At 60.9% G+C, this 23,844-nt stretch carries 24 protein-coding genes and 1 tRNA gene; 15 read left to right on the top strand and 10 right to left on the bottom strand.

Annotated features, from left to right (window positions below; genetic code table 11):
* Nucleotides 1-8 precede the first annotated feature (8 nt).
* Together VFG17_RS16285 and VFG17_RS16280 are read left to right on the top strand one after the other, a co-directional pair.
* Complete coding sequence (locus VFG17_RS16285; RefSeq protein WP_325030405.1) at nucleotides 9-491, top strand: hypothetical protein; 483 nt, start codon at nucleotides 9-11, stop codon at nucleotides 489-491.
* Entirely contained in the window at nucleotides 488-1,582 is a 1,095-nt protein-coding gene (locus VFG17_RS16280) for a glycosyltransferase family 4 protein (protein ID WP_325030404.1), read from the top strand. Before VFG17_RS16285 ends, VFG17_RS16280 begins: the two co-directional genes overlap by 4 nt.
* Here VFG17_RS16280 and VFG17_RS16275 read toward each other — a convergent pair.
* Nucleotides 1,571-2,527 carry a UDP-glucuronic acid decarboxylase family protein gene (locus VFG17_RS16275; RefSeq protein ID WP_325030403.1) on the bottom strand — a complete coding sequence of 319 codons (957 nt, stop codon included), beginning with the start codon at nucleotides 2,525-2,527 and terminating at the stop codon, nucleotides 1,571-1,573. The genes VFG17_RS16280 and VFG17_RS16275 overlap by 12 nt on opposite strands.
* A gap of 147 nt (nucleotides 2,528-2,674) precedes the next feature.
* Between VFG17_RS16275 and VFG17_RS16270 the strand changes: the two genes are divergently transcribed.
* Nucleotides 2,675-3,850 (top strand): glycosyltransferase family 2 protein, encoded by a 1,176-nt coding sequence (locus VFG17_RS16270; RefSeq protein ID WP_325030402.1) that lies wholly within the window; start codon nucleotides 2,675-2,677, stop codon nucleotides 3,848-3,850.
* On the opposite strand, the gene VFG17_RS16265 is transcribed toward VFG17_RS16270, so the two are convergent.
* From VFG17_RS16265 to VFG17_RS16255, 3 genes are read right to left on the bottom strand one after another with little or no spacing between them, the layout of a single operon-like run.
* The gene (locus tag VFG17_RS16265; protein WP_325030401.1) at nucleotides 3,825-4,601 is read right to left on the bottom strand and encodes a WecB/TagA/CpsF family glycosyltransferase; all 777 of its coding nucleotides are present in this window, start codon (nucleotides 4,599-4,601) and stop codon (nucleotides 3,825-3,827) included. The genes VFG17_RS16270 and VFG17_RS16265 overlap by 26 nt on opposite strands.
* Nucleotides 4,598-5,266 (bottom strand): L,D-transpeptidase, encoded by a 669-nt coding sequence (locus VFG17_RS16260; RefSeq protein WP_325030400.1) that lies wholly within the window; start codon nucleotides 5,264-5,266, stop codon nucleotides 4,598-4,600. Before VFG17_RS16260 ends, VFG17_RS16265 begins: the two co-directional genes overlap by 4 nt.
* A complete protein-coding gene (locus VFG17_RS16255) occupies nucleotides 5,251-5,820 on the bottom strand; it encodes a PEP-CTERM sorting domain-containing protein (protein WP_325030399.1) in 570 nt (189 codons plus the stop codon). The genes VFG17_RS16260 and VFG17_RS16255 overlap by 16 nt, the downstream gene beginning before the upstream one ends.
* A gap of 492 nt (nucleotides 5,821-6,312) precedes the next feature.
* Between VFG17_RS16255 and VFG17_RS16250 the strand changes: the two genes are divergently transcribed.
* Nucleotides 6,313-7,104 carry a helix-turn-helix domain-containing protein gene (locus VFG17_RS16250; protein WP_325030398.1) on the top strand — a complete coding sequence of 264 codons (792 nt, stop codon included), beginning with the start codon at nucleotides 6,313-6,315 and terminating at the stop codon, nucleotides 7,102-7,104.
* Nucleotides 7,105-7,132: 28 nt separating this feature from the next.
* Here the strand turns inward: VFG17_RS16250 and VFG17_RS16245 are convergent, their stop codons facing one another.
* Together VFG17_RS16245 and VFG17_RS16240 are read right to left on the bottom strand one after the other, a co-directional pair.
* A complete protein-coding gene (locus VFG17_RS16245; protein ID WP_325030397.1) occupies nucleotides 7,133-8,299 on the bottom strand; it encodes an acyltransferase in 1,167 nt (388 codons plus the stop codon).
* Nucleotides 8,300-8,378: 79 nt separating this feature from the next.
* Nucleotides 8,379-9,026 carry a helix-turn-helix transcriptional regulator gene (locus VFG17_RS16240; RefSeq protein WP_325030396.1) on the bottom strand — a complete coding sequence of 216 codons (648 nt, stop codon included), beginning with the start codon at nucleotides 9,024-9,026 and terminating at the stop codon, nucleotides 8,379-8,381.
* Nucleotides 9,027-9,542: 516 nt separating this feature from the next.
* On the opposite strand from VFG17_RS16240, the gene VFG17_RS16235 reads away from it, so the two are divergent.
* Entirely contained in the window at nucleotides 9,543-10,085 is a 543-nt protein-coding gene (locus VFG17_RS16235) for a hypothetical protein (RefSeq protein ID WP_325030395.1), read from the top strand.
* 411 nt (nucleotides 10,086-10,496) lie between these two features.
* Nucleotides 10,497-10,700, top strand: a complete 204-nt coding sequence (locus VFG17_RS16230) for a hypothetical protein (RefSeq protein WP_325030394.1) — start codon at nucleotides 10,497-10,499, stop codon at nucleotides 10,698-10,700.
* 421 nt (nucleotides 10,701-11,121) lie between these two features.
* On the opposite strand, the gene VFG17_RS16225 is transcribed toward VFG17_RS16230, so the two are convergent.
* Entirely contained in the window at nucleotides 11,122-13,347 is a 2,226-nt protein-coding gene (locus VFG17_RS16225) for a relaxase/mobilization nuclease domain-containing protein (protein ID WP_325030393.1), read from the bottom strand.
* Complete coding sequence (locus VFG17_RS16220) at nucleotides 13,344-13,646, bottom strand: hypothetical protein (protein WP_325030392.1); 303 nt, start codon at nucleotides 13,644-13,646, stop codon at nucleotides 13,344-13,346. Before VFG17_RS16220 ends, VFG17_RS16225 begins: the two co-directional genes overlap by 4 nt.
* Nucleotides 13,647-14,646: 1,000 nt before the next feature.
* Between VFG17_RS16220 and VFG17_RS16215 the strand changes: the two genes are divergently transcribed.
* The 4 genes from VFG17_RS16215 (at nucleotide 14,647) to VFG17_RS16200 (ending at nucleotide 17,261) form a co-directional block, all read left to right on the top strand.
* On the top strand, nucleotides 14,647-15,018 hold the full coding sequence (locus VFG17_RS16215; protein WP_325030391.1) for a hypothetical protein: 372 nt from the start codon (nucleotides 14,647-14,649) through the stop codon (nucleotides 15,016-15,018).
* Nucleotides 15,019-15,136: 118 nt separating this feature from the next.
* A complete protein-coding gene (locus tag VFG17_RS16210; RefSeq protein ID WP_325030390.1) occupies nucleotides 15,137-15,940 on the top strand; it encodes a hypothetical protein in 804 nt (267 codons plus the stop codon).
* A 40-nt stretch (nucleotides 15,941-15,980) separates the two neighbouring features.
* On the top strand, nucleotides 15,981-16,970 hold the full coding sequence (locus tag VFG17_RS16205; protein ID WP_325030389.1) for a hypothetical protein: 990 nt from the start codon (nucleotides 15,981-15,983) through the stop codon (nucleotides 16,968-16,970).
* Nucleotides 16,971-17,063: 93 nt separating this feature from the next.
* Entirely contained in the window at nucleotides 17,064-17,261 is a 198-nt protein-coding gene (locus tag VFG17_RS16200; RefSeq protein ID WP_325030388.1) for an AlpA family phage regulatory protein, read from the top strand.
* An 8-nt stretch (nucleotides 17,262-17,269) separates the two neighbouring features.
* Here the strand turns inward: VFG17_RS16200 and VFG17_RS16195 are convergent, their stop codons facing one another.
* Both VFG17_RS16195 and VFG17_RS16190 read right to left on the bottom strand, forming a co-directional pair.
* Nucleotides 17,270-18,565, bottom strand: coding sequence for a tyrosine-type recombinase/integrase (locus VFG17_RS16195; RefSeq protein ID WP_325030387.1), 1,296 nt, complete (start codon nucleotides 18,563-18,565; stop codon nucleotides 17,270-17,272).
* 351 nt (nucleotides 18,566-18,916) lie between these two features.
* Nucleotides 18,917-19,006: transfer RNA gene (locus VFG17_RS16190), tRNA-Ser, on the bottom strand.
* 144 nt (nucleotides 19,007-19,150) lie between these two features.
* Between VFG17_RS16190 and VFG17_RS16185 the strand changes: the two genes are divergently transcribed.
* The 5 genes from VFG17_RS16185 to VFG17_RS16165 all read left to right on the top strand — a co-directional run bounded on the left by VFG17_RS16185 (nucleotide 19,151) and on the right by VFG17_RS16165 (nucleotide 23,836).
* Entirely contained in the window at nucleotides 19,151-20,215 is a 1,065-nt protein-coding gene (locus VFG17_RS16185) for a lytic murein transglycosylase (RefSeq protein WP_414712962.1), read from the top strand.
* The gene (locus tag VFG17_RS16180) at nucleotides 20,199-21,200 is read left to right on the top strand and encodes a septal ring lytic transglycosylase RlpA family protein (RefSeq protein WP_414712961.1); all 1,002 of its coding nucleotides are present in this window, start codon (nucleotides 20,199-20,201) and stop codon (nucleotides 21,198-21,200) included. The genes VFG17_RS16185 and VFG17_RS16180 overlap by 17 nt, the downstream gene beginning before the upstream one ends.
* Nucleotides 21,201-21,209: 9 nt before the next feature.
* The gene (locus tag VFG17_RS16175) at nucleotides 21,210-22,160 is read left to right on the top strand and encodes a D-alanyl-D-alanine carboxypeptidase family protein (protein ID WP_325030385.1); all 951 of its coding nucleotides are present in this window, start codon (nucleotides 21,210-21,212) and stop codon (nucleotides 22,158-22,160) included.
* A 75-nt stretch (nucleotides 22,161-22,235) separates the two neighbouring features.
* The gene (tmk, locus tag VFG17_RS16170) at nucleotides 22,236-22,859 is read left to right on the top strand and encodes a dTMP kinase (protein ID WP_325030384.1); all 624 of its coding nucleotides are present in this window, start codon (nucleotides 22,236-22,238) and stop codon (nucleotides 22,857-22,859) included.
* Nucleotides 22,856-23,836, top strand: coding sequence for a DNA polymerase III subunit delta' (locus tag VFG17_RS16165; RefSeq protein WP_325030383.1), 981 nt, complete (start codon nucleotides 22,856-22,858; stop codon nucleotides 23,834-23,836). Before tmk ends, VFG17_RS16165 begins: the two co-directional genes overlap by 4 nt.
* The last annotated feature ends 8 nt before the right edge of the window (nucleotides 23,837-23,844 follow it).

Below are 23,844 nucleotides of genomic sequence, written 5' to 3'. Positions count from 1 at the left end.
TGAGAGCCATGGACGTCACGCAATGGACCGGTATTGTCTCGTACGGCCTCGCCGCCGCGGTTTGCCTTGTCGCCGGCTCTCGGCCCTGGCCCCTTCTGGCGTTCGTCAACGCCGGCTTCGCGGCCGAATGTGCCTTGGGCTGGCGCCACGGTTTTCATAACTGGGCGGTCATCGCGATGGGCGATCTCTATTCCGGCCGAACCCCAGCCCAGTTGTTGATGACCGCGGCAGTGATCGGTGTTGCGGCACTCTTTGTTCGCCGGGCGCGAGTCCGCACGGGCGCGCGCGAACATTCAGGTGCCGCGACGGTCACTCTTCTCACCGCGACGCTTTTCCTCTTGGAAACCATTTCGTTGCATGGTTTGGACGCGCTGATCTATCGTCCCGCCAACGGCTTGCTGATCATCGGCTGGTTGTGGTTGCTGCTTGGCGGCGCGACGGTCGCCTGCGCCCTCGCGGACGTTAGACGCAGGAGAGTTTTGCGTAAATGAAGCTGCTTTTCGCCTTGCCGGGTTTTCACCGCTACGATCGCGGTGCCGAGGTCGCGCTCCTTTCCGTCGCCGATGCCATCGCGCGCGGCGGCGAAAGCGTGACGGTGATGGGATCCGGCAACCCGCGCACCGACGCCGCCTACCATTATGTCGGCGTCCCATCGATCCGGCGCGAGCGGTTCGAACATTTTCCAGCCTTTCCGCCGCTTCGCAGCGAAACAGCCTGGGAGGATGCGAGCTTCGTGCCCGGGCTTCTCGCGGCCTATCGGCCGAAGGAATATGATGCGGTCCTGACATGCTCCTTCCCCTTTACGCACTGGGCGTTGCGCAGACCCTCGCGAAGGAAGCCGCTGCAGATATTCGTGACCCAGAACGGCGACTGGCCAGCTTATGCGTCGAACTCGGAGTATCGAAGCTTCGCCTGCGACGGTCTCGTGTGCACAAATCCGGATTATCTGGAACGAAACAGCTCGCGCTGGAATTGCGCCTTGATTCCCAATGGCGTCGATCTCGCGCGCTTCAGTCCCGGCCCTCCCGAGCGCGCGCGCTTCGGCTTGCCCGATGATCGCCCGATCGTCCTGATGGTCAGCGCATTCATCGCGACCAAGCGCGTGCTCGACGGTATTCGGTCGGTCGCCCAGCTTGAGGATGCCTATCTGGTGGTCGCCGGCGACGGGCCGCTTCGCGGAGATGGCGAGGCGCTGGCGGCCGAATTGCTTCCGGGACGTTTTAGGCGGCTCAGTCTCTCGGCTGCCGACATGCCAGCGCTCTACCGTTCGGCCGATGTTTTTCTGCACATGTCGCTTCTCGAATCCTTCGGAAACGTCTTTATCGAAGCGTGGGCTAGCGGCTTGCCTGTCATCGGACACGACACCGAGCGCCTGCGCTGGATTCTTGGCGCCGAGTCTCAACTGCTCTGCGACACCGAAGACCCGAAGGCGCTGGCTGGCATGCTTCGTTCCGGCCTGGCGCGAGGTGCGGCGCGCTCGGGCACGGTGCGCGGCATCGAACGATATTCCTGGGCGGCGATTGCAAACGAGTATCGCGCCTTCATCGCGCGCCTGGTCGCGAACAAAGGCTCAGTTGGCTAGCGCGCGAAAATAGTCGATCGTCCGCACGAGCCCCTCTCGGAGCGCGATCGTAGGCTCCCATCCGAGCTCAGCGCGCGCCAGGCCGATGTCGGGCTTGCGCTGCGTCGGATCGTCCGAGGGGAGCGGCAGGCGAACCAGCTTGGAACGCGAGCCCGTTAATTCGATCACCAGTTCGGCAAGCTCGAGGATGGTGAACTCGACCGGGTTGCCAATATTTACCGGGCCCGTGAACCCCTCGCGCGAATCCATGAGACGCAGAAGGCCTTCGACCAGATCGTCGACAAAACAGAAGCTGCGCGTTTGCGAGCCGTCACCGAAGATCGTTATGTCCTCGTTGCGGAGCGCCTGCATGATAAAATTCGAGACAACGCGGCCGTCGGCTGGGTGCATGCGCGGGCCATAGGTGTTGAATATGCGTGCCACTTTGACATCGATTCCATGTTGACGATGATAGTCGAAGAACAAGGTTTCGGCGCAGCGCTTGCCCTCGTCGTAGCAGCTGCGCAGCCCAATCGGATTGACATTGCCCCAATAGCTTTCGGTCTGCGGATGTTGGGACGGATCGCCATACACTTCGCTTGTCGAGGCCTGCAGGATCGGGACCTTCACCCTCTTTGCAAGGCCAAGCATGTTGATCGACCCGATCACCGACACTTTGGTGGTTTGCACCGGATCATGCTGATAATGGATTGGCGACGCCGGACAGGCGAGGTTAAATATCGCATCGATCTCGACGAACAGTGGCAGACAGATATCGTGACGAAGGAACTCGAAGCGCGGGTGCCCGAGCAGATGCGCAACATTCGCCTTTGCGCCGGTAAACAGATTATCGACACATAGCACCTCGTCGCCCGCCGCTATCAGCCGATCGATCAAATGCGATCCGACGAACCCAGCACCACCGGTCACCATCACCCTTCGGGCCGAGAAATATTCGCGTGCCATATATCAGTTCCATTCCCCATGTGCACCGTCGGCCCTAAACGGCGCTTCAATCCTTGCAAAGCGTTCAATACCGAGAGTGGCAATTTGGGACATTCCTCCCTCCCAAGCTTGCCGCAACCTGAGGATCGGGTAGAGGCTGGAGGGGCAATGTTCGAACCCTTCGCCTGGCTCATCGCCCTGTCGCTTGCGGCGCCGCTCTCCTATCTTGGCGTGGAACTTTTTCTTGGATTGCGTCCACTTTCCCCGAAGCCGCCGCGCGCCGGCCCAGCCGGTATCTGCGTGCTGGTTCCGGCGCACAACGAAGCCGCGGGTATTGCCGCGACGGTTGAAGAACTGGTCGTAGCGGCACCCGGAGCACAAATCCTCGTCGTTGCGGACAATTGCAGCGATGCGACCGCAGCGCGGGCACGCCAGGCGGGCGCGGATGTCGTCGAGCGCAACGATCCCGGTCGCCGCGGCAAGGGCTTCGCGCTGGCCTGCGGACGCGAAAGGCTCACCGGCAGCCCGCCCGACGTCGTGATTGTCATCGACGCCGACTGCCGGCTGGAGAAAGGCAGTGCGGATCGGTTGGCGGCGCGGGCCATGGCTTGCGGAGGGGCCGTACAGGCTGCGAACCTGCTCACCGCCGAATTGGATGCTTCCCCGCTCGTTGCGGTCTCGAACTTCGCGATGCTCGTGAAAAATTTGATACGCGCCCGCGGGCTGGTTCGGCTCGGTGGGGGGGCGCTGCTCTTCGGCACCGGAATGGCTTTTCCCTGGTCGATGTTCGCGACCCTTCCGCTGGCCAGCGGAGACGCGGTCGAAGACCTTAATCTTGGTTTGTGGCTCGCGCATCGCGGATCCGGTGTCGAACTCGATGATCGCTCCCTCGTGACGAGTCCTGCTGCTCCCCTTGCCGACAGCCATGCTCAGCGTAGCCGTTGGGAACATGGTTTCCTGCGGACGGCGGTCACGCAGGCCATGCCGATGCTGTTTCGCGGTGTCGCGACGGCATCGCGTCATGCCCTGTCGCTCGGCGCGCACCTTCTCGTGCCACCGCTCGCCCTCCTCATTCTGCTGACGGTACCTGCACTCGCCATGCTCGCGGCCGCGGGGGCGTGTTCGGGCAGTTGGGCTCCGCTTCTTCTGACGGGCGCGTCGTTCGGATTCGCTGTCTCCGCTCTCCTCGCATCTTGGTGGAAATACGGACGCGGCATTCTTCCGCTCGCGGCGCTGCTGCGGATTCCCGTCTACATTCTCTGGAAAATCCCGATCTATGTCGGCTTCTTCACTCACAACCAGAAGGTATGGAACAGGACTAGGCGGGAAGACGAGCGGCATTGACGTCTCGCCTCTGGTTCCACTGCTGCCAGAGAATGAAGATTCTCGGGCCATCGATAAGATAACGGCGCCAGAGGCGCCCGGGTTCGCTGAGCAAGCGAAACAACCATTCGAAACCGGCGCGCTGCATCCACAAGGGCGCACGATATTTCGCTCCAGTCAAAAACTCGAGCGACGCCCCGATGCACAGGGCGACGCCGCGCGCGCGGCCGCGCTGACTTATTTCGGCGCAGATCATTTCGCTCTGCGGCGCGCCGACCGCAAGGAAGACGACGTCGGCGTCTACGGTTTCCACGAACTCGGCAATTGCGGTGCGTGCAGCAGGGTCGCGCCGGATTCCCATCGGCGGCGTATGAAAGCTCCATTCGAAGCGCGGAAATAGCGCTTCGAGGCCTCGGTGGATTCTCTCGTCGCCGCCAACGACAGCAAGCTTGGCACGCGGAAGCACGGTCACGAGCAGATCGCGGGTCAAGTCGCTTCCGGTTACCACCGGAAGATCGATCCCCGACCAGCGCGCCAGCCTTGCGAGGTTCCGGCTGTCGCACAGGCATAAGTCGGCGCCCCGATAGGCTCCGGCCAGCTCGGGATCGCCCGAGCGATCGAGTTGCACGACATGATCGACGTTCGGCGTCACGATATAAGAAAAGCGGTTTCCGCGGGCGAGCGTTAGTATCTTCCTGGCTGCCGCCTGCGCATCGAGGCGGTCGAAATCGAGCCCCAGGAATGCGTGTCGTAAGGCATCGGCTTGCGTCATCGGCGACGCGGAGCCATTGCCAGCTTGGTCCCCGAGCGCACGATATGGACCACATCGCCGGTGTTTGCTGATGAGAAGAGCAGCCGCGCAAACTCGGTCGGCAGGCCGATACATCCATGGGTGGCGCGGCGGCTCGACATCGGGCTGCCGTGCAACGCGACACCCGTATCGGTAATGAAAAGTGAATAGGGCATTGGCGCGTCGTAAGATCGGGAATGATAATCGCGCTTCTTGAAAAGGATGGGAAAACGTCCGAGCGGCGACTCCATCGTATCCGCGCCATAAACGATCACCGCGGTACCGATCTCATGGCCACCGCGAAAAACTGACAAAAGTTGCGTACGCAAGTCGACCCAGACGGTGATTTGGCCCGGCGGGACGCCCTCCTCGTTCCAGTCGTAATCGCCGTGTCTCATTTGCCCCGAAGTCCGCAGCAGGGATATTGTGCCGGCTGGTAACAGGCCGCCCTGCCGCGCGCGGCTCCGTTCGGCCGGCGACAGATATTCACGTATCGAGTTGCCCGCGAGCGCCAGTTGCGCCGGGCGCATTGGGATCGCGCCCGTCGCCCTGTCGGCAATCGCAACGGGAAAAACATCGTCCGCGATGGCGAAGCCGCCAACGGCCGCGGCGGCGAACAAAAGCGAAGCGATCAGGCCAAGGCGCATTGCGACGTGCCCACATTGACTTCCGCTCCGCGTCTCCTTCGGCGCCGAAGCGCGGCAGCGCACAGCGTCAACCCGAGCATCATTGTGACCCAGGTCCCGGGCTCGGGAACCGCAGCGACCGGAGGCGGCACGCCCGGTGACGTCGGATCGGTGGGCGTGACCGACGTGACGGGTGGAACGACGGTGCTGATCCCTCCCGGAAATCCGGGTTGACCGCCATCCGATCCCGACGGCGTGCCGCCCGTGTCGCCGAGCGGCAAAAGCCCGGTCGGTGGCGGGGCCGTGAGGGCGAGGGGGCCGGGCGTAGAGGACAATTCTTTTATCGCATCCTCGGGGGGCGTGTCGAAAATCTTGCCGAGGGCGCGCTGTTCCGGTTCGCCACCGTTGCTTCGGCGCCCGAACAGCCTGTCCGCGAGCTTGCGCACCTTGCCTTTGAGTATGTCGGTTTCGCCACGCTCTCCGGGGGAGCGTCCGGTAAAACGATCGAGCGCATCGCTGGTCTGCGCCAATAGGTTTCCGCCATCGCCACTCAACGCGGGAATGGTGACGGACATGAGGGCAAGCAGGAGGATCGCAACTGCCGCCGCTCCAACCCGAATTTTCGAGCGAAAAAAGGATAGAATGCCCGTCACATCCGACGAATAGCCGAGTTGTTACATTGAGTGAAGAAAAATGTTATGGTTACCACGCTCAACCTGTCCCGTGGAGGAACAGGCCTCCCGGAAGGCGAGGGGTGTGCAGCTGAGGCTTCGCCGCGCCAGATTGGCGATGCACAACGAAAAGTCTCAAATTTCATCATGAAAACAGATTTTTGTTTAGGTTGCCTTCGTCTGTGATCGAGTGGCTTATGCTACGGATCTGCTTCTACCCGATCCGCGAGGGGCAGCATGTCGCTATGCGATGGGTATGCACTTATGCGCATGTTTTCTTATATTTGGTTACAAGTCTCGCAACGCTGAGTCGGCCGCTTCGGCCGCACGCGCGGGTTGCTCGCCCAAGCCGCGGTTGTAGGTGGTAAACGTCCGGAACGCCGGACAGGGCGGAGCTTGTCGCGAGATACGCACGGAACGGCGCTCGGCGCGGCGCGGCAGCCAGGAGAGGCGCAATTTGATCTTGAAAATATGAGATTGTTAACCGAGTGCGCCGATACAGAGCTCATGGTAATTTCGGCATATTTCCAGGCACCGGACGCATCCACCGGTAAAAGGCGCGCGGCGCGCCGCAAACTTCTGCTTGAAGTGAAGGGCGCGCATGCGGACTCAAGTGTCACGGCCCGAATTCACAACATCTCCTTGACGGGCATGCTCATAGAATCCGATGCGCTGCTGGCTGTCGCTGATCTGATCGATGTGGAGCTTCCGCACGCCGGTACGGTTACGACCAAGTTGGTCTGGGCAAGCGGCCAGCTTTACGGTTGTGAGTTCGAAACGCCCATATCTCCTGCGGCTCTGGCTGCTGCGCAGCTGCGCGGCGACGCGGCTTCCCCGATGACGGAAGAATCCGATCTTCATAGCGAGGCAGCCGAAACGCACGGTATGCTTGACCGATTTGGCGCCAATCTCAAGCGCCTGCGCATTGCAAAGGGTCTCAGCCAGGCGGCCGTGGCGGCGGCGCTCGATGTCAGCGCGCCGTCGATCTCGGGGTGGGAGAGCGGACGTGCCCGGCCGAAGCCAGACCGCATGACGGCGCTTGCGGCCTTGCTCGATGTTTCCGTTGCACAGCTGATCGTCGATATTGCGGCCGAACCCTATGATCAACTGATGCGTGAAGGTCGCGAGCGCATCGCCCGCGCCACCGGCGCGTCGCCGGACAAGATCCGTATCTACATCGAGGTCTAGGTGGGGTCCGCGGAGCACGGCGGACCAATTAATTCGAGCCGCCCGCCGGGTTTTCCAATGCCGCCGTCCGAACCGTGCCCTCGTCATTCGAGAACCCCTGCTGTCTGCGCGCCGTCAGACGCCGACCAAGCGAAATCCAGCGCCGCTCGTAGTAGAAGGTCGAGAGGTGAGCGCAGCCGATTGTAACCGCGATCAGAAATGGACGCTTTAGATATTTGACCAGCGTATCACCCGTTCCAAGCCAGCTGTTGGCGAAGATTCCATGGAAAACATAGAGAGCGTAGGACGTCTGCGCCACATAGCTTACCATGCGCCGGTGACACAGTTTTCGAATCCACTCTGGTGCGTTAAACAGCGACGTACCGACCATGAGGGCGGCCAGATACGGGCGCAGATAGGGCAGGAAACCGGTCCGCAGGTCAGCACTTGCCAGCAGAAACGGAAAAATCAGGAACAGCTTCGGCGTAGCCACGAATTTGCGGAGTTGCTCGCCGAGCCTGCCTTCGCAGATCAACGCCAACGTCGCGCCCGCAAGGATTTCGTCTATCCGGAACCATGTCACGATCGACATGGGCTGCAGCCAGTAAACCCGTGCAAGCGTGACGGCGACGCAGCCCACGGGAATCATTAGCAGTGCGCCGCGTCCCCCCGCGGCAAGGAGCAAAGCGATTGCCAGATAGAATTGGACCTCGAGACATAGGCTCCAGAAATGCGCGCCGGGCGGGATCAGTGAAGCGGGGGGCAGGTTCGCGATAAAGAGCAGATTGCCGATGACTTGCCTGGAGTTCGCGTCGCCTGCGACGACAAACGCCAGCAGCATGCCGAGCCAAGCCAGTGGTATGATTCGAAACAGCCGACGCACGAGAAATCGCCGGATATTGCCGTCCTCGATGAGGAAACGGGTGATCAGGAACCCGGAGAGGGTGAAGAATATCACCATGCCCGTCGCGGCCACGGACGCATTGAGCCCCCAGGCGCCGGGCCCCAACGGAAATAGATGTCCGGCCAGGACCAGGATTATACTCAACGCCCGCCACCCATCGAGCAGCGCTAGATGTCGCGGCAATGCCAGCCCTGCATTCGACTTTGACCGCACCAAGCCTCCCCCACGCATTCGCCAGAAGCCGGGATGTATTTCTAAACCGTAGAGGAGAATGCCATCCGGCTGCAAGGCGCAAGCGCCGCGCAGCGTCATCCCCGATCTGCGACAGCGACCGATTGTATGGAGCCGGGTGGGATTCCGCGCATCCGATCCTCGATGTGAGCACCCAAGCCTAAAAGTCGATATTGATCCTAACCCGGTCTTCGCTAACCCGCGCCGCCTTCGCAATCGCCTGACGCGCTTCGGCAATCTGCCGTTGCAGGTTTGCCGTTTCCTGATGTCCCAGCAGTTCGGATAAATCCACGCCGAGGATCCTGGCCAGTTGATCCATCCTGTGCGGTTTGGGCCGGGCCCTATCGGCTTCCCACCCGCAAACCGCCGGAACGCTGACCGCCATCTGTCTGGCCAGTTGCCCCTGCGACATTGTCAACGCCAGGCGGAGCCGCCGTAGGCGTAGTCCGAAACTCTCAAGATACCGAGCCGGGTTGTTCAAGTCGTTTCCCTTCGCGACGGCGTCACGAAGACGCCCGTCGTCGAGGGAAACCCGCGAGATAGGGATATCGAAATTGCATCCGGCCAGCTTCTCGCTGGTCCATGCGACCTCGCCGCGCGCCGCACTGCCGTGCGGCAATTTGAATTCGAGCCGCTGGCCGACGGTGATCTCACCGTCGCTTTCGATGATGAAGCCGTATTCCGAGATATTGTGCACCAGAATCTGGGTTTGGCCTGCCATTGCTCGCGTATCGGCCAATCTGATCTGAATAAGAACCGGCTCTCCGGCATTTGCAGCCATCGTCGAGAGGTAGGCCGAGACCGTCATCGGTCTGAAAAGACCATGAAAGAAAAAGGTAGGGAAATGTCCCGATGCTTGTCTCCGAGCCTCTCGGGGCGTTCGCAAATCAAACTTGGCGGCCGGGTGCAGAGAGTACCGACACATGTCTGATCGACCGGACGAGTCAAGGCGCGCTCATCATGGTTCAGCTTGGTCCGCCTAGTTCCTTGCGACTCACGGGTATCGAACAGTAAGCCACAATTTCATGATAAGCGATAGCCGCCGATTGCGGGTTATTGGGCGACCCGTCAGACGCTGCTTTTCTCGATCGCATACAGGATGTTGGACAAGGCGTCCGTACGCTAGCGAGACATTCGTCCCGCCGCCGGGAGGCTGTCGCCGAGTTCGCCTCAATATCCTGGGCCGGGCTGGGGACGATTCGCAACTCGGACCGGAAGGTCCCGACCTACAAAAACGGGACACACGCCGCCGGCGAAGTCGCTTGCGGCGAACGTCATGAGGTTGCACAATGATGCGCTCAGACTCGGGGGGGAGGGCGTCGGTATGGGGGGCGATCCGGAATCCGAATTGTCGCCGCAGTTCATTTTCATGACTGGGAGCGTCGTCACTTGGTGCGGGCGGATCGAGGGGCTGGTTGCCGTTGATGTCCAGCGGCTGGCCGAAGAATACCCCGAATTCCAGAGTCGCGAAGAGTTCAAAACTGTCGAAACTGTGAGCGATCGACGAATTGCGCAATGGGTGCGGATGTGCAGGCTGGTCTATGTGGGCCATCTCGAACTGATCGAGGAGATATTGGCGATTGCCGCCGAAGCTGAGGATATATTGCGTGATCGCAATGTGCTCGTTCAGGGGTTGTGGCAGGTCGAAGGTGAGAAGAGTGCCAACCGGGTCCGGATCCTTCATCATGAGCGCACGAATAACGGTAAAACCGAGGCGTATTTGACGAACTACAGGGTCTCGGACGCCATGATTAGCGGAATCAATCAGCGAGCGTACAAACTACATGAGCGGCTCGTCCAGCTCGATGCGGACCGCAAATTCTGGCTTCAGTCCGGAGCAGCGCGACTTTGCGGACGCAATCGGTGAGAATCGTTCGCCTCCGGAGCGCGAGACATCCGTTTTTTCGTGGCCCGCTTATCGAACGGCTCCCCGCTCGACGGTGCCACACGCCTGGGTCCGAACGTCGTGGAACTTAGATTACGCAAGTACGGACTTTGCGGCGGCGTGGGCCTCAAGGCCCGTGTCATACTTGAGGCTGTTAATGATGGCTGCCGTAGCGTTCCCGCGATCGCAACGCAAACGGATCTCCCGCAGAGCACTGTCTTGCGCGTCGCTGCGCTTCTCTGCGAGACTGGCCTGATCGGCCTGCTGCCCGATAGCGGGAGGTTCGAGTTGCTGCCCGTATTTCAACGTTCGGAGCCAGGAGAATAGCGCGAGCGAGCATTCGTTTGTTCCGGGCCAGCCTCGGTCTCTGCTCGAGATGGGAAGCATCAACACATGGAAGACGAGTATTGTAACCGAGCGGAGGTCGCGCAAATCCGGGACCGATTGTTGGCCGAACTGGATTTTCTCGATGGTCTCGGCGAACGGCTGGCGGCGGTCGAATTGAACTCGACAATAGAGATATTGACCGGTCGCTTGGGCGAAAAAACGAGCCCCCTTGCAATCGAGACTCTTAGGGCGAAGCTCTTCAGCGAGTGATTATCCTGCTTTCGCAGGAGTTGCCGATTCTGCTCGAAGTCGCTACGCTCCGTCGCGGGCGGCGGCTCAAAGAGAAATTTGTTATGCCCGCGCTTGTGATCGCGGGGCAACATTGCAGGCAGATAATTTGGCCTGTGACGGCGTACGGGAAGTCCGCGTCGGCTGCCCCGCTAGCAAAGCCGAATCTCGTCGGCGGTGGCGAAGTTGGTGCAGCGTCGGCAGCACCCCGAACGGCTGCGCCGCATTGCTTACACCGCGCTCGTGCGCAACAATGTTGCTGGGCTCTAATCCCAGCTGGTGGAATCAGGGGGTCATGTCAAGTCCTCTCGACCGCGAACGCGAAGCTGGGGTAGCCTGAATGAACTTTTTTCGGTGTCCATCAAACCGGCAGCGGGCCACATGATTGGTAGCCCTGCGACATTCAAAGGCCGTTATCTAGGCCGAGTTTCCTGAGATGCGAGGCCTGCAACTCAACGCCCATCTCTTCCTCCCGTTCGGTCGCTAGGTTGTTAGATTGAGCTCTTTCGATCTTTCTGGCTTCCAAATTCAGTTTCTGGCGGCGCAAGATCCGTACCCGCTGCTGTTCCAGCAGCCTCTCGCGTACGCGCTGTAGCATCAAAATGAAGTCATGATCAGCCATGGCCAATGCTGCGGCTCGACGAATATGCGCCTTCTTCGGCAATAATGCGAGAATCTCGCTGCGAGTCTCCGGCAGCCGATTGACCGCTGCTGTCGAAAGCTGGCTGTACACCTCCTGCAGCATCTTGCTGCGGTGATCCTCAAGAAAAGCCTGGATTCGGATATCTCGATCAAAAACGGCTTGCCGCCGCAATTGTTGGCTCATCGGGTCTAGTTCATCATCGTCCACCACAATTTCGAGATGGCCACGCCGGCCGTTCGCATCATCGTTGTCGGACTCTCGGATCCGGCGCAGCGGCAGGCCGGGGTGTGATTTGAGAAACCGGATTGCTGAAGCGATGCGGTCTCGGCGTTGAATGTCATCTTCCGGACTCGGCACCTTCCAAGAAGACGAAACCGGTTGCGATTCTACAGAAACGATGATGTCGGTCTCCGGCAATTTCGCTTTCACCACCAAGGGGCAGCCATCGCTGTCAATGACTGGGATCTGAAGTTCGGCGGCGCGAACGGCAACAAGCGACAGAAATGCTTCCGGTCCGTGCACTCTGACTGTTCGCCACCGCGCAGCCGCCAAGCGCAACGCTCCGTCCACAGCTCGAACATCACCGGACTGGTGGACGAGGATGAAGATGCGATGGTCTGTAAACATGAGATCGCCGGACGCGTCCCGGTATTGCGTTGACCAGTTGACGTCGCGTTTTACGAATTCAGGCGGATATGCAGCTTTCTTTTCCACTCCGTCGATTTGGCCGGGCAAAAGGAGGGCCGGGGTTTGTGCTCGATGAAAGGCGGGGCGGCCTGATGCGATCCAGGCTTCCTGACCCAGCCGCTGTTGCGTACATTGGTCTATTGCGTGGGCGAAGGCTGATTGGAGCGAGTCTCGTGCAGCCCGCGCTTCAGCCAGAATTGCCGCGCGAATATTGCTGTCGGCACCGCTGGGGAGTGTGTCGATGATCGACTGCGCCCACGCGTCGATGCGAGCACATTCTTGATCTCGCTGCGCCCGCAGCTCCGCAAGTTGGGAATCAAGCGCGTGGCGGTAGGCTTCAAATCCGGAATCGAGCCGACCGATATCGGGCTCGAATGGGCCGAGCCGCTTCTCGAGACTCGTCCGCGCGAGACTTGAATGCAGAACCGAGGCTTTCACCGATTGCCCCGCATAAGCGATGCGCGCGCCGCTGCCCGCGCGGTCGTATGCGCAATTCATGGCTGCAAAAGCTTCGTGCACATCGGCCCAGCTATGGGCGCCTGCGGCAGCATGAATCAGATCGGCGCGGCGGCGGTTCAATGCCTCGGGCAATCGCTTGTGCTTTGTTCCGCGGCCCTTGTACCAGCCGGAGATGAAGGTGCCATCGCGGTCGCGCACCATCGCACCGCTGTCAGCGTCGAACACGGCACCACCGCGAGCAATATATAGTGCGTCGGGTTCGCGTGTGCGGCCTTGTCGTTCCTCGATCAGCGCGAGGGCTTGGTGAAGGTCGTCAATCAACCAGTCGGTGCCGGCGGCTTTGCCGGTCGCCGGATCGACCCGAACAACTGACAAATGGAGGTGGGGATTCTGCGTGTTGGAATGTTCGGCCCACACCACCGGACATCGTTCAAGTTTCAAGGTGGTCAAAGCGATATCGATAGCTTCGTCACGTTGATCGGCCGCCCAGACTTCGCCCTCGCGAAGGCTGAGGATGATGTGCAACAGCGGCGATTGGACTGTCGGTGCGCGAGCGGCGACCGCCAGCATCTGCACCTGCCAATCGGCGAGGTCGTTGCCGATCAGGTTACGGGCGCCGAACGCGGCGACCTTCTCGCCCGGTTGTGCGCCGAGCATCTCTATTGCGAGGGCGTAATCGGTAAGTGACAAGATGTCGTGGCCCGACGATTCAATCAGTGCGTGGGGGTCGGCGTCAACGATGTAACGCGTGAGCGCAAACACGGATTTGCGCAGACGATCCATCCGGCCAGTCGGCGCGTTCGAGCCGCGGCGATTCATCCCGATCAATTTTCCGATCATGCGCCAGCCCGACCCTCGTCGTAAGCTGATCGAGTAAGCTGCAGAACAAGGAGCTTCAGTTCATCCAGCTGCCCTGCGTCAATTGCGCCGGTGCGTTGAACGACGGCATGTATGGATATCAGGTGCGCAAGCGCCGCAAGCCGAGAACAAGGTTGGGGCTCGTCGCCAAGTAGCCGTGCCTGGATATAGGCTGATCGACTCATCATCGCAGCGGCCGCCTCATTTTCGAGCCGAGCGACGTGCGATTTGTGCAATCGGATCGTTACGGGCTCGGTTGATGGGTTCTTCTTCTGGCTCATACTTACTCTCCAATCCTTAGCTGCGAGAAGGTTCTCCGCCGAGCAGCGCACAAACGGTCATGTACACATGACCCATCCTGCTCCCCTATTTCCTCCATGCAGGCGGCCACGGCGGCAGCCGCGCCGCCCGACACCTTCATGCCTCGAATCCGCTCCGTCTCTCTGCGGCGGAGGCGTCGAGACCGGGGGCGTTTAAACAGTCGAAAATGGGAGGCGCCCAGGGCACCGAAAACGGTCACCTGCAGGTCAGAATTCAGATCGGGAGAAGGGCTTGGTGGAATCCGCTGATCCGTCGCGCAGAGGGCTGTATATCCAACTGGCCTCCGGTCATCATTCCCCTCAGCCGCGCTCGTGAGACCAGCAAATCCATTGGCGAGATGCCGGTCTCTCGTCCAGCACGGCGAGCAATCGCTAAGCGGCAAACCGTTCGGCCATACATGGGCTCGGGAAACCGGCGAGCCAGCCGCCTCACGGTTGTCAAAGGTCCGCAAAGCATCACCTCCGATGTGCGGAAATTTGTCCGGTAGCCAACAGGGCGGAGCTCCGGAGTCGAGCGGGCCATATTTCTCGGTAACCTCACTTGGAAAGAGAAGGGGCAGCGTCCGGTCGTTAGTCCGACGCGCGCGCGCCGTGCCAAGGGGCGCTAGCTCGTTCCTATGATGACGTATGAGGCCGATGGGGAGCCGGCATCTAGCCGATATGCAGGCCGACCAGATTATCGGCATCGCGCGGCCTCGGCCGGGCAAGCGCGGCGACACTGAACCAGTCGGGGAAATGCTAAACCGGCTGCCTCGCCGATGAGTCGCCAGGTGCAGAAAGGTGAGGATCGAACCATAAGTATTGAATGGTTTTACAATCCGAACTCGTCAACTTATTCGAAGAATTCAATCTACGTCAATCGACGTCATCCATCATCGATTACGTATAACTTAGCTCTTTTGTCTATTGAGGCATTTAGATCCCCTACCAGTTCATCTAAATGAGCGTTCAGGAGGTATCGATGAGCGATATAGGCAAATGGAGAAACGACGCGGTGCGAAAACTCGCGGCGCCGGTGGAGCGCAGGCGGGACCTTGGCTCGGTGATCGGACGGGTCGAAGACAGATTTGAAGATATCCTCGATGCGCGGCGACGAGGGATGGCCTGGGCGCAGATCGCGAAGGCAATAGAAAATAAGGACGCTGTCAGCATCGACGCGGTCGAGAGCGCCTTCAAGCGCGTGTGCAGAGAGAAGGGCATTACCGCGGCGATGAGGCAGCGGCCAGTTCGTAAAACCGAAACTTCAGCAAACAAGAATCGAGCGCGGTCATCTTCAGAGCAAACAAATCTCTTTGGCACACAGCAGGGGCGCTGGGTCGATGACGGCGAATAATGTAATTGGCTCCGGACCGCTCGTATTCGTTACGATGACTCCGAAAGGTGGTTCAGGGAAGACAGAAGTCGCCGATGTTCTCGAGGCAGCCCTCACTCTGAGCGGACGGACGTGCCGATTGATCGATGTCGATGATGGAAATCGCGGTCTAGCGCGACGTGTCGGGAAATCGGAGATTGAGACCGCCCCGTGGACCAGCACAGTCGCTCAAGCTCCTGCTTGGGTGGAGCGCTATGCTCGAGATGTCGACAGCCTTGTTTTCGATCTCGGGGCGGGCATTGAGAGCGCGGATCTTCCCGTGCTGGCATTTTTGTCGACCACATGGCGGCTGCTTCAAGATCGGGGCGCGCGAATTATTTTCTGCGCCGTCGCGTCGACCAACGCCGCCACGTCGACGTTCATCGAACGGATAAGCCGCAACTATGGGGCCCTGGGCGAGGTTGTTATCGTGTGTAACAATCAAGATGGGTCCGAGTCCTTCTCGGACGAACTTTCGGTCAGGCTCGAGCCGAAGGTGCGTTTGCGTCAACTCTCCGCCGGCGTCCAAGCGGTTCGTCTCGCCCGTCGGGCGCGACTGAGCGATATTATACGTTCGCCCGCTGAGGGCTATCTCATGGCATCGCGGATGATGGCAGACCGACTCGTTTCATTCGCCAAGCAGCCAGCAATTTGTGAAGCAATCGGACCGGACGGATTGGAGAAGCTGCGGAAGTTTTCGCGGGGCGAGACGGCGAGGGTTCACTTCACGATTCGCCGCGAGGAACACGCAACAGACAAGGTGATCATGCAGAATGTCCGCGTTGCAATCGCCGAGATGCTATTGCTGGATCCGGTCCTGGACGATGAGGCAATATTGAGCGCGGCTCGTTTCTATCGCGAAGAACAACAAGCTTGGCGTGCCCTCACACAAGGGAGTTCATAAGGCTCTGTTTAGATTCTAATGCTTTATGGCCGCTATATGAATGGAGGCCAAATTGCCAAGCACGAAATCGCGGGAGGGCAGAAACCTCACGTCATATGAAATAAGAAAGGCTTACGTCGATCGGGAGGCTGCCGAGACGCTGTTCTCCCAAGCCTTCACCAGGTCTGCATTTGAGGCTGCGTTGCGTCCTCCGTGTGAAAATGGCGCCTCGTCGGAGCTTTCACAATCGATCCGAGGCTGGATCGTACATGAAGGACGCCCAGCGTTAGCGACCGCTTGCCTCACCTATATGCTTGCCGTCGAGATTCCCGGCGATCGCCTTGATGACCCCTCGTTTGTTGGCCTCGTGCGTCAGATCAAAGATGGCGCCACGAAGATCGCGGAAGCTGCCAATCAGTTGGCCCGTCAAGCCGTGATCCACTTCGAAGAAACCGGCGAGTATGACGGCGTGCGCCTCAACGCGCTGTGGCAGCTGGCATGGGCCTTAAATGGAGCCTTCGGCTCTGAAGAAGATGGCAATTTCGTTGGTCAAATGTTGCCTCGCCGGGCCGACAATCAAATGACAGGCTTGGCAATGACGCACGGCCTCTTGAATTGCGCATGGCTGGCGAATGGCGCCGAGAATTTTCTAATGGAGTATAATGCGCGCGCAAAGGCTCGCGCTGGCTCACGGACATCACAAGTTGGGGGCACGCAAAGCGGGACATTGGCCATGGCCAAGGGGCGGCGCGCAAATAAGGATCGCGATGCATTTTTGGAAGACCTCGCCATTATCTATGAGCGGGGGCTTTCGCGGAAGGCCAAGGCAAACAGCGGATCATTCACCAGCGGTGGCGCGCCGAGCCCGTTCACGCGTTTTGTGCAACGAGTATTTAAAGAGCTGCAGGTGAATACTTATCAGATCCTCACAGATCGAGGTCAGGCGTTCGATAGCCGATTTGAAACGCCTTCGGTCGACGCGATCCGCGACGCCCTGAAACGGCGGGAGAATATTCGGCGTCAGCGAAAGCCAAATTCTGAAAAAATATGATTATATTTCAGAGAATTACGGAAATGTAATTCTCCCATGGTTACGAGAATCCGTAACGCGGCGATTATGATCTCCTAACCAATGGAGATATCTATGAAGCCTGAAGTGCCAAGATTTGTGAACATCAAGCAGGTCGCCGCCCTGTTCGACCTGAGCGTATCGACTGCAATTCGCTATGCTGCGTCCTCTGATTTCCCGGAGCCCTTCTATTTTAGTGCGGGTCGAAAGGTTTGGCTGCTGAACGAAGTGCTCGAGTGGTTTATGAACCGCCGAGGTCGCCGGGCAGCGTGATGTGCGTTTCAGCTTTTTCGCCGTCGCCGGCCTTCTAGAAGGCTGCCGGCGGCGGGGGCTCCAGCCATAAGCATATTTGACCAAATCTCAGATAGTTCGCGGCGACGCTTCAAAAATGCTGCGCGGTTGTACCTGAGTTCGCTTGCCGAAATTCCGACAGGAATATGCGCGAGCATCAAATCAATGACGAGACGGTCCTTCTCCCGCCCGTTTTCCAACGTCCATTCATTCATGATCGACGAGAAGCTCGATCGCCAACCGTGGGGGACGTGACGTCCGCGAAGACCCTCGCGTAAATACATATAACTCAAAGCATTTTCTGACATTGCCTTCCTGATTGACCTCCCGCCGGGAAATACAAAATCGCTCGCGCTGTTGATTGCGTACGACGCTCGGAGAACCGCAATGGCGGCGGGGGCTAGCGGGACAGGATGGTCGAACTCATCGTCCTCCCTCAACGCCAGTTCTTGTTTCATTTTCGCCGCCGGAACCAACCAGATTGCGTTCGGGCAATCGATATCATCGTTGAGATCGATGTCGTGCAGTTCGTCCCATCGCAGCCATCTCACCATGCCGGGGCGTTGGGCAGTGAGCGCCAGAAACCGCGAAGCAAGTTTGATGGTCGGCGAAACCTCCGCGCTATCGCTTATGCCGAGGATGTCTCGGGCGCCCCCGATCGACTTGACCGCCGGCCAGCGTTTTCCGGCCGGCTTGGGCTCGAGTGCCTTCGAAAGCGACGCGGCTGGGTCCGATGAGGCGCGACCCGAGGCGATTCCGTACACGAAAACAGCCGAAATCCGTTGACGCAGGCGATGCGCTGTTTCGATAGCGCCCCGGTCCTCGACCTTCTTTAGCGTGGCCAGAATCATTGGCGCATCGATTGCCAAAACCGACATCGGGCCGAGATCGGGAAAAACATCGCGTTCGAGGCTCTGAATCACATCATCAGCATGCACCTGTTTCCAGCGCCGCTTCTGCTTCCCATGCCATTCGCGAGCAAGAAGTTCGAATGTGTCCGCGGCGGAAAGGCGTGCGACGAGCTCTGCGCGTTTCGCTTCTGCGCACGGATCCTTGCCCTCTCGTAACATTCGTCTGGCATCGTCGCGTAGAACGCGAGCCTCTTTCAGCGAAAGAGTGGGATAGCTGCCAATGACCCGCAACCGCTCCTTGCCGCCGAAACGATACTTGAGCCGCCACGACCTGTGGCCGTTCTTGGTAACATACAAAAAAAGACCACCTGAATCCGCGAGCTTGTAAGCCCGGGCCCGCCCCTTGGCGCTCCTGCAATCCGCATCCGTTAACACTCTAATTTTCCTCTGAAAGAACCTACAAAATCCTTCCAGAATATAGCTATATCAAAGTCTTATAAGTAGGGGTGGGTGCTATGGATGAATTAAGATGGAATACGATGGTGAGGATCTGAATTGAAAAGGAGCGATTGGTGCCGTTTGGCGCCGACATAGAAAACGCTCCAGACGTTCGCGGCCATCGATACCCCCAAATTCTGGATCGATACCCCCAAGCATACCCCCGCATTGATGGAAATGGCTGATCATGCTTGACCTAAATTGCGCGACAAAACTCTGGAAAATATCGTATTATCAAGGGGAAGTGCGGCCGCTTGACCGTGAATGAGCATGTTTGGAATGCAGCAATGGCGGACAGGGTGGGATTCGAACCCACGGTGAGCTTGCACCCACGGCGGTTTTCAAGACCGCTGCCTTAAACCACTCGGCCACCTGTCCTCGTGCCGCCGCCATAGCGCGCGGGTGCCCGGCGGCAAGCGAAACCTTGCCCGCTCGACCCGTCGCGCGAATGACTCGCCTCGTCCCGCCGCGACCTAGTCAAGCCGCTCGCATCTGTGCGAGACGTCGCTTATGGGTGGGGACATGATGCACGCTATACGTTTCAGAACCGGACGCCTTTTCGGGATCGCCGCCGCCTTCCTGTCGGCATGGATGCTCACCGCTTCGGCACCGCTTCATGCGCAAAGCGGCGACGGCGGCTTCGATAGCTATGTCCAGTCGCTGTGGCCCAAGGCGCAGGCGCGCGGCGTGTCGCGCACCACCTTTGACCGCGTCGCGGCGGGACTGCGTTACAATCCGCGCGTCGTTGCGCTCGATCGCGACAATCTGGGCAGCCCGCCAAACCCCAATACCCCGATCCCCGCCTTTGCGCCGTACCGGGTGAAGCATGTCGATGCCGCGCGCATCGGCGGCGGGCGGCGCGTCCACGACCGGTTGCTGCCGCTGCTGTCGCGCATCGAACAGCGCACAGGCGTTCCGACGAGCATCATGATTGCCATTTATGGCCACGAAACGGCCTATGGCCAGGTCACCGGCAATTTCGACTTGCCCGAGGCGCTCGCCACATTGGCTTATGAGGGGCGCCGTCGCAGCCTGTTCGAACCCGAGCTGATCGCGACGATGGTGATGGTCGAACGCGGCGTGCCGCGCAGCGTGCTGAAGGGCAGCTGGGCGGGCGCCTTCGGCTACCCCCAATTCCTGCCGTCGGTCTATCTGCGCGTCGCCGAAGACGGCGACGGCGACGGCGTCGCGCGCATCTGGTCGAGCGAAGCCGACGCAATCGAGTCGATCGGTTCATACCTCCGCAACGCCGGCTGGCGCGCCGGGCAGCCGTGGGGCGTCGCGGTCACGGTCCCCGCGAGCTTCAATCGCGGCGCGGTCGCCAATCGCCTGGCTCCGACGCGATGCCCGCGCGTTTTCGACCGTCACAGCCGCTGGCGCTCGATGGCCGAATGGCGCGCGGCGGGCATCCAGTCGCTCAGCGGGCGCTGGCCCGACGGCAATGTGCAGGCGACTTTGCTCGAACCCGACGGCCCTGGCCGGACCGCTTATTTGCTGACCGGTAACTATCGTGCGATATTGGACTATAATTGTTCCAATTTTTACGCATTGTCTGTGGGGTTGCTGGCGGATGAAATCGATCGTTAGGGGCGGGGGCCTGATGGCCGGGGCGGCGTTGCTGCTCTCCGGTTGCGGCAGTTTTAATGGTCAGCGCGCGGAGGGGCCAATGGCAAGTCCCGCGCCTGCGACCACGGCAACGGGCGTGGCCGATGTGCCTGTGATGATCGGCGAGCCTTACAAGATCGGCGGGGTGGCCTATACGCCCACCGACGTCGCCGATTATGACGAGGTCGGCTACGCGGGCTCATATGGCGACGAACTCGCCGGAAAGCAGACCGCGAACGGCGAAACCTTCAATCCGGCGGCGATCAGCGCGGCGCACAAGACTCTGCCGCTGCCGAGCTATGTCGAGGTGACCGCGCTCGACACCGGGCGGACGATTCTGGTTCGCGTCAACGATCGCGGCCCGATGGTCACCGACCGCCTGATCGATCTGTCGCGCGGCGCGGCGGAGCAACTGGGCATCACCGATGGCGTCACCGCCGTCCGCGTACGCCGCACGAACCCGCCCACCGCCGAGCGCGCACGGCTTCGTGCCGGACAGTCGGTCCGCGAACGGATCGCCACGCCCCAATCGCTGCTGGCGATTCTCCGCGCCAAGGCGAAGGAATTGCCGGTGCCAAAGGCTGCGACGGCGTCGGCGCCCGCCAGTCCCGCGACCGCATCGGCGACCGGAAAAGGGGGCGAGGACCGTTTCATCGTCGAGGGCCCGGGCACGAAGATGCCGGCCCCCAACGCCGAGCCGGCCATAAAACCCGCGCAGACCGCCAAGTCGGCGACCCCGGCGGCGAAACCTGCCGCCACCGGCACTTATGTCGTGCAGGTCGGCGCCTTCAGCACCGAAAGCCGCGCCAATGCCGCGGCGAAGTCGGTCGGAGGACACGTCAGCAAGGCCGGAAATCTGTGGCGCGTGCGTATGGGGCCGTTTGCCAGTGACGCCGAAGCCCGCAGCGCGCTTGGCGCCGCGAAAGCCAAAGGTTTCCGCGACGCTCTGGTCCAACGCGACCGCTGACGACCGGATATGACCAAGCCAGCCCTGTTTTTGCGAACCGGCGCGATCCTTTTATCGGGTTTGGCGCTTGTGCTTTCCAGTCCGGCGATATCGGCCGGCGAGGCTCGCCCGAAGAGCGCGCCGGTCGTCCGCGCGCCTTATGAGACCGATGCGCCCATCGTGATGCTCAAGGATCTGGATTCGGGCCGGATTCTCTTCTCGCGCGGCGCCGACAAACGTTTCGCGCCCGCGTCGATGGCAAAGGTGATGACCGCCTATGTCGTCCTCGACCTTATCGAGAAGGGCAAATTATCGCGCGACAAGCTCATCACCGTCGAAGACGCGACATGGAAGAAATGGAGTGCACGCCGAGGCGGCTCCACCATGTTCCTGCGCGCGGGCGAAAAGGTGTCCGTCGATGATCTAATCAAGGGATTGATCACCGTTTCGGGGAATGATGCGGCATCGGTTCTCGCTGTCGGCATCGACGGCAACGAGGATGCTTTCGTCCACCGAATGAATGAGATGGCGGCAGAGATGGGCATGACGTCGAGTCGATTCGGCACCGCGAGCGGTTGGCCCGACGGCGGTATCACCAAGGTCAGCGCGGGCGATATGGTCCTGCTCGCCAGCCGGCTGATCCGCGATCATCCCGATGGCTATGCCCGCTATTTCTCGATCCCGAAATTCCAGCACGGTATATCGCCCGACGGCCAGCCGATCGTCCAGGCGAACCGCAATCCGATCCTGGGCCGTTTCGCCGGCGCCGACGGGCTCAAAACCGGACACACGTCGGAAGCCGGCTATTGCTTTCTCGGCTCGGCGAAGCGTGACGGACGCCGTCTGGTCATGGTCGTGGCCGGTCTGTCCAGCGCAAAGGCGCGCCGCGACGAGGCCGAACGGCTGATGAATTGGGGCTTTGCACCCACCAACACATCGGTTGCGGCGAAAGGCCGGGCAAGCGCTGCTGCGGCGAGATGACAAAGCCGATCCGTCGGGCTACGGCCGGTCCATGCACGGCGCGCTTTCCCTTTTCATCCCTCGCGGGCTAGCGGCGTGACACGCGGACGTTTCATCACGCTGGAGGGCGGCGAGGGCGTCGGCAAGTCGACGCAGATCCGTTCGCTGAGCGCCGCGCTCGAAGGACGAGGCCTTGAAGTCGTCGCGACGCGCGAGCCCGGCGGCAGCGCGGGCGCCGAGGCGATCCGGACGCTGTTGATGGAAGGCAGCGACGACCGCTGGAACGCGCGCAGCGAAGCCCTGCTCTTCGCCGCGGCGCGCGCCGACCATGTCGCGCGCACGATCCGTCCGGCGCTGGCCCGGGGCGCCTGGGTGCTATGCGACCGTTTCGTCGATTCGAGCCGCGCCTATCAAGGCGGCGGCGGCGGGATCACCGATGCCGATCTGCTCGCGCTGCACGACTTCGGTTCGGAAGGCCTCTTGCCCGATCGTACATTCCTGCTCACCGTCAGCCCCGACGAGGCGGCGCGGCGCCTCACCGAGCGCGGCGGCAGCGACCGCATGGGAAACAAGCCCCTCGACTATCAGGCACGCCTCGCCGCCCGCTTCGTCGAAATGGCCGCGGCCGAATCCCGACGCTGGCGGATCGTCGACGCCGACCGGCGCGCCGAAGAGGTGACCGCCGCGATCATCGCAGATCTAACGGAATGGCTGCCATGATCGGCCATCAGGAGGCCGAAAAGGCGTTTCTAGAAGCGTGGCAGGGCGGCCGCGTCCATCATGCCTGGCTGCTGGCGGGGCCGCAGGGGATGGGGAAGGGGACTTTTGCCGAGCGGGTCGCACGCTTCCTCGTCACCCACGGGCGCGGCGGCGAAGGCGAAGCGCTCGCGCTCGACGATCGCGGCGACGATGCCGCAGCACGGCTGGTCGATGCGGGTAACCATCCCGAAATCCTGCGCCTCGCCCGTCAGCCGAAGGACAAGGCCAAGGAACTCGCGCGCAACGTCACGATCGAACAGGTGCGGCAGATGATCCGCCGCCTGCATCTCTCCTTGTCGCTCGGCGAGTGGCGGGTGATCATCGTCGACGCGGTCGACGACCTCGAAACCGACGGGGCGAACGCGCTCCTCAAGACGCTTGAGGAGCCGCCGCCGAAAACCCTCTTCCTGCTCGTCAGCCACTCGCCCGGACGCCTGTTGCCGACGATCCGCTCACGGTGCAGAACCCTGCGTTTTCAACCCGTTGCTCGTGACGTCATGACGACATGGTTGCACGACCTGCGCCCGATGATCGAGATGGAGGAGGTGCGCGCGATTGTCGCCGCATCGGGCGGGGTTCCGGGCAAGGCGCTTGCGCTCGTCGATAGCGACGTCGCGGCCATGGAGAAGAAGTTGCTCGCGATCGCGGCGAGCGGCGATCCCGAGAATAAGCTGCGCGAAGCACTCGCCCGCGAGGTCGGCGGCACCAGCAATCGGGCCCGTCTCGAGTTGGTGATCGATATCGTGCCCGGCCTGCTCTCGCGCATCGCGCGCGAACGCCCCGTCTCAGAGATCGCGCCGATCCTCGCCCAGTGGGACCGCGTCCAGCGTACCGTCCGCGATGCGGTCCGCGGATCCTATGACGGCGCGATGGTCGGATTTGAAATCGGCAACTGCCTGGCCGAATTGGCGCCGCGGAACGATCGGGCGGCACGCTGACGCTTTCC

Origin of the sequence: Sphingopyxis sp., assembly GCF_035686825.1 — a bacterium.
Lineage (GTDB): Bacteria > Pseudomonadota > Alphaproteobacteria > Sphingomonadales > Sphingomonadaceae > Sphingopyxis.
This window is presented reverse-complemented; position numbering and strand designations above follow the sequence as displayed.

Bases quoted from the DNA above. Each gene is read 5' to 3' on its own strand.
- VFG17_RS16180 (WP_414712961.1), top strand. From the start codon at position 20,199: ATGAAATCGATCGTTAGGGGCGGGGGCCTGATGGCCGGGGCGGCGTTG.
- VFG17_RS16220 (WP_325030392.1), bottom strand. From the start codon at position 13,646: ATGAGCCAGAAGAAGAACCCATCAACCGAGCCCGTAACGATCCGATTG.
- VFG17_RS16225 (WP_325030393.1), bottom strand. From the start codon at position 13,347: ATGATCGGAAAATTGATCGGGATGAATCGCCGCGGCTCGAACGCGCCG.
- VFG17_RS16240 (WP_325030396.1), bottom strand. From the start codon at position 9,026: ATGACGGTCTCGGCCTACCTCTCGACGATGGCTGCAAATGCCGGAGAG.
- VFG17_RS16245 (WP_325030397.1), bottom strand. From the start codon at position 8,299: ATGACGCTGCGCGGCGCTTGCGCCTTGCAGCCGGATGGCATTCTCCTC.
- VFG17_RS16235 (WP_325030395.1), top strand. From the start codon at position 9,543: ATGGGGGGCGATCCGGAATCCGAATTGTCGCCGCAGTTCATTTTCATG.
- VFG17_RS16270 (WP_325030402.1), top strand. From the start codon at position 2,675: ATGTTCGAACCCTTCGCCTGGCTCATCGCCCTGTCGCTTGCGGCGCCG.
- VFG17_RS16275 (WP_325030403.1), bottom strand. From the start codon at position 2,527: ATGGCACGCGAATATTTCTCGGCCCGAAGGGTGATGGTGACCGGTGGT.
- VFG17_RS16280 (WP_325030404.1), top strand. From the start codon at position 488: ATGAAGCTGCTTTTCGCCTTGCCGGGTTTTCACCGCTACGATCGCGGT.
- VFG17_RS16260 (WP_325030400.1), bottom strand. From the start codon at position 5,266: ATGCGCCTTGGCCTGATCGCTTCGCTTTTGTTCGCCGCCGCGGCCGTT.
- VFG17_RS16185 (WP_414712962.1), top strand. From the start codon at position 19,151: ATGATGCACGCTATACGTTTCAGAACCGGACGCCTTTTCGGGATCGCC.
- VFG17_RS16230 (WP_325030394.1), top strand. From the start codon at position 10,497: ATGGAAGACGAGTATTGTAACCGAGCGGAGGTCGCGCAAATCCGGGAC.
- VFG17_RS16255 (WP_325030399.1), bottom strand. From the start codon at position 5,820: ATGTCCGTCACCATTCCCGCGTTGAGTGGCGATGGCGGAAACCTATTG.
- VFG17_RS16215 (WP_325030391.1), top strand. From the start codon at position 14,647: ATGAGCGATATAGGCAAATGGAGAAACGACGCGGTGCGAAAACTCGCG.
- VFG17_RS16165 (WP_325030383.1), top strand. From the start codon at position 22,856: ATGATCGGCCATCAGGAGGCCGAAAAGGCGTTTCTAGAAGCGTGGCAG.
- VFG17_RS16265 (WP_325030401.1), bottom strand. From the start codon at position 4,601: ATGACGCAAGCCGATGCCTTACGACACGCATTCCTGGGGCTCGATTTC.
- VFG17_RS16200 (WP_325030388.1), top strand. From the start codon at position 17,064: ATGAAGCCTGAAGTGCCAAGATTTGTGAACATCAAGCAGGTCGCCGCC.
- VFG17_RS16285 (WP_325030405.1), top strand. From the start codon at position 9: ATGGACGTCACGCAATGGACCGGTATTGTCTCGTACGGCCTCGCCGCC.
- VFG17_RS16205 (WP_325030389.1), top strand. From the start codon at position 15,981: ATGGAGGCCAAATTGCCAAGCACGAAATCGCGGGAGGGCAGAAACCTC.
- VFG17_RS16175 (WP_325030385.1), top strand. From the start codon at position 21,210: ATGACCAAGCCAGCCCTGTTTTTGCGAACCGGCGCGATCCTTTTATCG.